Genomic DNA, 6,505 nt, shown 5'->3' on the forward strand with positions numbered 1-6,505 from the left:
GCCACGTCACAGCGCTCGCGGCGTAGCCGCCCCGGTCGCCCCGCCCGCCGCGAGCGCTGTGACGTGGCTCACCCATCCGGCGGAAAACACCTGCCGCCCGCGCCCCGTATCCCCCGTCGTCGTGCGCACCAGCACGACACGACAGGACACGGCCTGACACGGCGCGACACGGATGGAGTACGTCAATGGGCGAGATGACCGGCGAGACGACGGGTGAGCAGGGGAGCCGGCGGACGGGCGGTCGCCGGGGAGCCGCACGGGCCGGGCTCGGCCTGGTGGTGAGCGTCGGCGCCGCGCTGCTGCTGGCGGCGTGCGGCGGCGGGGAAGCAGGCGGCGACGAGGCGAAGACGGGCTCCTCGGCCAAGCCCTCGGCGACGGCCCCGTCCGAAGCCGGGAAGCAGGACGCCAAGCTGGCCACCCGGACGACGAAGCTCGGCAAGGTACTGACCGACGGCCGCGGCCACACGCTGTACACCTTCGACAAGGACACCGCGAAGACCTCGGCCTGCACGGGGAAGTGCGCCGCGCTCTGGCCGCCGGTTACCGGGACCCCGCAGGCCGGCGCCGGTCTGCCGAAGGACGCGGGCACCCTGGAGCGCCCGGACGGCGCCACTCAGGCCACGTACGACGGCCACGCGCTGTACCGCTTCGCCAAGGACACCGCGCCCGGTAAGACCGCCGGTGACGGGGTCAAGGGCGTGTGGCACGCCGTGGTGATCGAGCCGGCCGCTGACGGTGCGTCATGAGCGAGGGGACCAGGGGCACCACACCACCGCCGGCGACACCGCACCGCCCGGAACTCAGCCGGCGGAGCGCGCTGCTCGGACTCGCCGCGGTCGGCGGCGTCGGTGCGGCGGGTATCGGCGGGCTCGCCTACGCCGGCGGCCGGTTCCCCGCCGACCGGCTGACACCGGCCGCGTTCGCGGACCGCTTCGAGCAGGTCTACGGGAAGCACGCCGGGTTCCGCCGCAACCACGCGAAGGGCGTGAGCGCCTCCGGGTACTTCACCGCCAACGGTGCGGGCACGGAGGTGTCCAGGGCCACCGTGTTCGCGCCCGGGCGGACCCCCGTGACCGGCCGGTTCTCGCTCTCGGGCGGGCTGCCGGACGCCCCCGATGCCACGCCCACCGTGCGTGGGCTCGGGCTGCTCTTCCACCTGCCGGACGGCGAGCAGTGGCGCACCGCGATGATCAACCTTCCGGTGTTCCTGGACCGCACTCCGCAGGGCTTCTATGCGCGGGTGCTGGCGGCCAAACCACTTCCGGCGACGGGCAAGCCGGACCCGGAGAAGATGGCCGCCTTCCTCGCCGAACACCCGGAGACCGCCAAGGCGATGGCCGTCGTCAAGCGGCACCCGCCCACCTCCGGCTTCCACGACAGCACCTACAACGCGCTGAACGCCTTCCGCTGTACCAATGACGCGGGCGACACCGTCCCCGTGCGCTGGTCGCTGAAGCCGGCCGGGCCGGTCCGTCCCGGCGGTACCACCGCCCGGCCCGGCCGAGACCACCTCTTCGACGCGCTGATCGCCGAGGTCGCACAGGAGCCCCTGCGCTGGCGCCTGTTGCTGACGGTCGGCAGACCCGGTGACCCCACGGACGACGCCACCGCGCCGTGGCCCGGCGACCGCCGCACGATCGACGCCGGGACGCTGACGATCGACTCCGTACGGACGGAGGCGGCCGGCAACGCCCGGGACGTCAACTTCGATCCGCTGATCCTCCCGGACGGGATAGCGGCGTCGGACGATCCGCTGCTCAGCGCCCGTTCGGCGGTCTACTCCCAGTCGTTCACCCGCAGAGCGGGCGAGCCGAAGACACCGAGCCCGGTCGATGTCGAGAGGGGGCAGTGATGAGCGGAACGGAGAAGTTCGGCGTCCTCGCCCGTGTGCTGCACTGGGGGATGGCGGTCATGGTCGTCGCCATGCTGTTCATCGGCGTCGCCATGGTGGCCTCCCCGACCGCCTACGACGCGCTGCAGGACGTCCACCGGCCGCTCGGCATGCTGATCCTCGTCTTCACCGTGGTGCGGTTCGTGAACCGGCTCCGGCACCGGCCGCCGGCCCTCCCGCCGGCCATGGGCCGGTGGGAACGCGCGGCGGCGAAGGGCTCGGAGTACCTGCTCTACGCCCTGATGTTCACGCTGCCGCTGATCGGCTGGGGCATGCTCTCGGCGGCCGGGTACCCCATCGTGCTGTACGGGCCACTGCGCCTGCCGGGGCTCCTGCCGGCCGACCCGGCCCTGTACGCGGTGCTGCGGCAGGCGCACATGGTACTGGCGTACCTGCTCTTCGCGGCCTTCCTGACGCACGCGTGCGCGGTGCTGTTCCACACTCTCGTCCTGCGTGACCGGCTGCTCGGCCGGATGACGTTCGGGCGTGCCGCGCGTCCGGACCGGTCGGCCGACGCGGCGTTCAGGCGAGGGTGACCTCGACCGGCAGCTTCTTGATGCCGTTGACGAAGTTGGAACGCACACGGGGGACTTCGCCGGTGACGCGGATGTCGGCGATCCGCGGGATCAGCTCCTCGAACATGATGCGCATCTCGGTACGGGCGAGGAGGTTGCCCAGGCACAGGTGCGGGCTGCCCTTGCCGAAGGTGACGTGGTCGTTGTTCTCGCGGGTCACGTCGAAGTCGTAGGGGTTGCCGAAGACCCGCTCGTCGCGGTTGCCGGAGGCGTACCACATGACGACCTTGTCGCCCTCCTTGATGCGCTTGCCGCCGAGCTCGACGTCGCGGGTGGCGGTGCGGCGGAAGTGGTACACGGGCGAGGCCCAGCGCAGGAACTCCTCGACCGCCGTGGGGATGAGCGAGGGGTCCTTGCGCAGCCGGTCGAGCTGGTCGGGGTTGTTGATCAGCGCGAGCATGGCGTGCGAGATGGAGTGCCGGGTGGTCTCGTTGCCCGCGACGACGAGCAGCAGGAAGTAGTTGTCGAAGTCCTGGGCGGAGAGCGGGACGCCGTCCCGCGGGGTCTGGTTTATCAGCCGGGAGATCAGGTCGGTGCCGTCGCCGCCGCGGCGCTGCCGGGCCAGCTCGCGCCCGTACTCGAAGACCTCCAGCGAGGCGGGGGAGCGGAACGGCAGGTCGCGGTACTGCTCGCTCTCCTCGCTCTCCAGCAGCACATCGGCGTAGTCGGGGTCGGTGTGGCCGATGATCCGGTTTCCCCAGTCGATGAGCTGCTGGTTGTCCTCCGGCGGCACGTCCAGCAGCCGGGCGAGGACATTGATGGGGAAGTCGGCGGAGACCTCCTTGACGAAATCGAAGCCGCCCTTGGCGAGCGCGGCGTCCAGCGTCTTCGCGGTCAGCCCGCGCAGGAAGTCCGCGTACTGGCTGATGACGCTCGCGCCGAACTGGCGCTGGAGCAGGCTGCGCATCGCGCGGTGCCGGACGCCGTCCAGCTCCAGCATGGAGGCACGCCTCTTGATCTGGTCCTCGTCGACCTCTTCGAGGTTGACGAACCTGGTGGAGGTGAAGGTCTCCGCGTCCCGGTCGACGCGGGCGATGTCCGCGTGCCGGGTGACCGACCAGAAGCCGGAGTTGGGCGCCTCCTCCGGCTGCCAGTGGACCGGGTCCTGGTGGCGCAGGGTGTGGAACATCCGCCACGGGGTGACGCCGTCGGTGAAGTTGTCCAGGTCGGCGAGGTTCACCTCGTCCAGGGGGAGCGGCTCGTGGACGTCGGGCAGGGTGCTGGTCATCGGTGGCTCCTTGCGGGTACGGGTGGCGCGTGGGTCAGCGGGTACGGGCGGGCGCGGGGGTCAGAGGTGGTACGCGTACTCGGTGAACTCCCAGTCCGTGACGTACCGCTGGAAGCGGGCGACCTCGTCGCGCTTGTAGGCGAGGTAGGCGGAGGTGAAACCCTTGCCGAGGACCGCGGTGAGCGCGGTGTCGGCCTCGAAGGCGTCGAGCGCCGCGGGCAGTGTCATCGGCAGGGCCGCGGCCTTGGTGGTGTCGTAGCCGTAGCCCTCCAGGGGCGCGGGCGGCTCCTGGCCGGCGCGCACACCGAGCAGCGCGGCCGCGAGGGCGCCCGCGAGCAGGAGATACGGGTTGGCGCTGGCGTCGGCGAGGCGCAGCTCGAAGCGGGCGCCGGCGCCGCGCTCGGGCGGGACGCGGACCATGGCGCTGCGGTTGTCCAGGCCCCAGTCGATCAGCCAGGGGGCGAGGGTGTCGGGCCCGAACCGCTTGTAGGAGTTGACCGTGGGGTTGAGCAGCGCGGTCAGTGCGGGGGCGTGGGCGAGGACGCCGGCGATCGCGTGCCGGGCGGTGGCGGAGAGCCCGTGCGGCGCGGCGGGGTCGTCGAAGGTGTTGCGGCCTGCGCCGTCCAGGCAGGAGACGTGGGCGTGGAAGCCCGAACCGCCCTCGTCGCTGAAGGGCTTGGCCATGAAGGTGGCCAGCCGGCCTTCGGTGCGGGCGAGTTCCTTGACGGCGGCCTTGAAGCGGAAGGCCCGGTCGGCGGCGTCGAGCGCGGGGGAGTGGGTCAGATTGATCTCGAACTGGCCCGGGCTGAACTCGTGGTTGCCCATACTGGCGCCGATGCCGAGGTCGCGCAACTGCCGCAGAGTACGCAGCAGATGGCCGTCCGGGTCACCGCGACGGCCCGCGGTGTAGACATTGCCGGGGGCCTCGGCGTACCGCTTCCAGCCCGAGGGCGAGCCCGGGTCCGGATCGCACAGGAAGTACTCCAGCTCGGGGCCGACCACCGGGGCCAGCCCCTCCTCGGTGCACTGGGCGAGCACATGGCGGAGCAGGTCGCGGGGGGATTCCGGGGCGGGCGAGCCGGTGGCGGGGTCGAGCACGTCGCCGAGACACCACGCGACGCCCGGCTCCCAGGGCAGCGGAGCCAGCGTGGACAGGTCCGGGCGGACGGCGATGTCGGGCAGGCCGGCGTCCAGACCGCCCGCGACCTCGACGACATCGCCCTGCGGGCTGGTGTGGTAGACGGCCCGGCAGAAGGCGAGGCCGTGGTCGCAGGCCGAGGGCAGGTGTTCCAGCAGGACGTCGCGGGCGCGGTCGGTGCCGATGAGATCTGGATAGGCGACGCGGATGACGTCGATGCCGTCGGCGGCCAGTCGATCCATGTGCTGCCGGATCGCGGGGGAATCGATCGCGGGGAAATCGGGAGCGCTCACCAGTGTCTCCTCGGAGGGGCGGGAACGGTGGCGGGGAAGGACCGGGGCCGCGCTGAGTGAGGCCCTGCCAGTCATTTGACGCCAAACGGTAGGGAACGTCTGCGGGCCCCGCAAGAGGCGGGCGGCAAAAATTTATCCATGCGGATAGGTGTTGACCAGGAGCCGTGGCCTTCCTATGTTGTTTGGCGCCAAACGACTTATCGGTTCCGTCACGTTCCACCACCAGGAGGCCGGCCATGAAGGTCGTCGTCGACATGAACAAGTGCCAGGACCACGGCCAGTGCGTCTTCGCGGCGCCCGACGTCTTCCACCTCGACGCGGACGGTCACCTCGGCTACGTCAGCGACCCGAACGACGCGCTGCGCGAGGACGTCGAGGAAGCCGCCGATGTCTGCCCGCTGCAGGCCATCCGGATCGAGGACTGACCGATGGCCGCCCGCATCGTGGTGGCCGGCGCCGCCATGGCCGGCCTGCGCGCCGCCGAGCAGCTGCGCGCCGCCGGCTTCACCGGCCCGATCACCCTGATCGGCGACGAGCCGCACATGCCGTACAACCGCCCGCCGCTCTCCAAGGAAGTCCTCGCGGGCAAAGCCCCCTTCGGCTCCCTCGCCTTCCGGCCCCGCGCGAGCGTCGCCGACGTGGAATGGCGCCTCGGTACCCGGGTGAGGGCCGCCCGGCTCGCCGAGCGGACCGTGCAGTTGGCGGACGGCGAGCGGCTGGCCTTCGACGGCCTGGTGATCGCCACCGGCATGCGGCCCCGGCGGCTGCGCTGTCCAGGGCCCGCCGCCGGCCGGCACACCGTCCGCACCCTCGCCGACGCCCAGGGCCTGCGCGCCGCGCTGACCCGGCCCGGCGCCCGGGTCGTCGTGGTCGGCGCCGGCTTCATCGGCTGCGAGGTCGCCGCCACAGCCGTCGGCCTCGGCGCCACCGAGGTCACCGTCGTCGACCCCGAACCACTGCCGATGCTGCGCCCGCTCGGCGAGCTGCCCGCCCGGCTGCTGCTCACCCGGCACCAGGAGCGCGGCGTACGCTTTGCGCTCGGTACCGGCGTCACCGCCTTCGAGGGCGAGGACCACGTCACCGGCGTCGCGCTCGGCGAGGGCAGGGTGCTCCCCGCCGACGTCGTGGTCGAGGCGGTCGGCTCGGTGGCCAACACCGAATGGCTGGCCGGCAACGGCCTGGACCTGACCGACGGCATACTGACCGACGCACTGCTGCGGGCCGGCGGCCTGCCGTACGCGGTCGCCGTCGGGGACGTCGCCCGCTTCCCCAACGCCCGCTACGACAACGTCCCGCGCCGCGTCGAGCACTGGTCGATCCCCGGCGACACCGCCAAGCGCGCCGCCAGGACCCTCGCCGCCCACCTCGCCGGCGCCGAAG

The 6,505-nt window shown here is 72.2% G+C and carries 7 protein-coding genes; 5 read left to right on the forward strand and 2 right to left on the reverse strand.

Features of this window, described 5'->3' with window-relative positions; genetic code table 11:
* The first annotated feature begins 185 nt into the window (after window positions 1–185).
* Genes CCS38_RS01070 through CCS38_RS01080 form a run of 3 tightly spaced genes read left to right on the forward strand, consistent with a single transcriptional unit; the run spans window position 186 to window position 2,427 of the window.
* Complete coding sequence (locus CCS38_RS01070; protein ID WP_223731275.1) at window positions 186–746, forward strand: COG4315 family predicted lipoprotein; 561 nt, start codon at window positions 186–188, stop codon at window positions 744–746.
* Window positions 743–1,852, forward strand: a complete 1,110-nt coding sequence (locus CCS38_RS01075) for a catalase family peroxidase (protein ID WP_223731276.1) — start codon at window positions 743–745, stop codon at window positions 1,850–1,852. Before CCS38_RS01070 ends, CCS38_RS01075 begins: the two co-directional genes overlap by 4 nt.
* Entirely contained in the window at window positions 1,852–2,427 is a 576-nt protein-coding gene (locus CCS38_RS01080) for a cytochrome b (RefSeq protein WP_223731277.1), read from the forward strand. Before CCS38_RS01075 ends, CCS38_RS01080 begins: the two co-directional genes overlap by 1 nt.
* On the opposite strand, the gene CCS38_RS01085 is transcribed toward CCS38_RS01080, so the two are convergent.
* Together CCS38_RS01085 and CCS38_RS01090 are read right to left on the reverse strand one after the other, a co-directional pair.
* On the reverse strand, window positions 2,414–3,694 hold the full coding sequence (locus CCS38_RS01085; protein ID WP_223731278.1) for a cytochrome P450: 1,281 nt from the start codon (window positions 3,692–3,694) through the stop codon (window positions 2,414–2,416). The genes CCS38_RS01080 and CCS38_RS01085 overlap by 14 nt on opposite strands.
* 60 nt (window positions 3,695–3,754) lie before the next feature.
* Window positions 3,755–5,074: a glutamine synthetase family protein gene (locus tag CCS38_RS01090; protein WP_223731281.1), complete on the reverse strand. Its 1,320-nt coding sequence runs from the start codon at window positions 5,072–5,074 to the stop codon at window positions 3,755–3,757.
* Between the two features lie 287 nt (window positions 5,075–5,361).
* Between CCS38_RS01090 and CCS38_RS01095 the strand changes: the two genes are divergently transcribed.
* Both CCS38_RS01095 and CCS38_RS01100 read left to right on the forward strand, forming a co-directional pair.
* Window positions 5,362–5,550 (forward strand): ferredoxin, encoded by a 189-nt coding sequence (locus CCS38_RS01095; RefSeq protein ID WP_223731279.1) that lies wholly within the window; start codon window positions 5,362–5,364, stop codon window positions 5,548–5,550.
* 3 nt (window positions 5,551–5,553) lie between these two features.
* The coding region (locus tag CCS38_RS01100) for an NAD(P)/FAD-dependent oxidoreductase (protein ID WP_223731280.1) at window positions 5,554–6,505 on the forward strand (952 nt) is incomplete at its 3' end.

Origin of the sequence: Streptomyces purpurogeneiscleroticus, assembly GCF_020024005.1 — a bacterium.
Lineage (GTDB): Bacteria > Actinomycetota > Actinomycetes > Streptomycetales > Streptomycetaceae > Streptomyces > Streptomyces purpurogeneiscleroticus.

What these genes read in the sequence shown, in the direction of transcription:
- CCS38_RS01095 (WP_223731279.1), top strand. Translation starts at nt 5,362, where the DNA reads ATGAAGGTCGTCGTCGACATGAACAAGTGCCAGGACCACGGCCAGTGC.
- CCS38_RS01070 (WP_223731275.1), top strand. Translation starts at nt 186, where the DNA reads ATGGGCGAGATGACCGGCGAGACGACGGGTGAGCAGGGGAGCCGGCGG.
- CCS38_RS01085 (WP_223731278.1), bottom strand. Translation starts at nt 3,694, where the DNA reads ATGACCAGCACCCTGCCCGACGTCCACGAGCCGCTCCCCCTGGACGAG.
- CCS38_RS01080 (WP_223731277.1), top strand. Translation starts at nt 1,852, where the DNA reads ATGAGCGGAACGGAGAAGTTCGGCGTCCTCGCCCGTGTGCTGCACTGG.
- CCS38_RS01090 (WP_223731281.1), bottom strand. Translation starts at nt 5,074, where the DNA reads ATGGATCGACTGGCCGCCGACGGCATCGACGTCATCCGCGTCGCCTAT.
- CCS38_RS01075 (WP_223731276.1), top strand. Translation starts at nt 743, where the DNA reads ATGAGCGAGGGGACCAGGGGCACCACACCACCGCCGGCGACACCGCAC.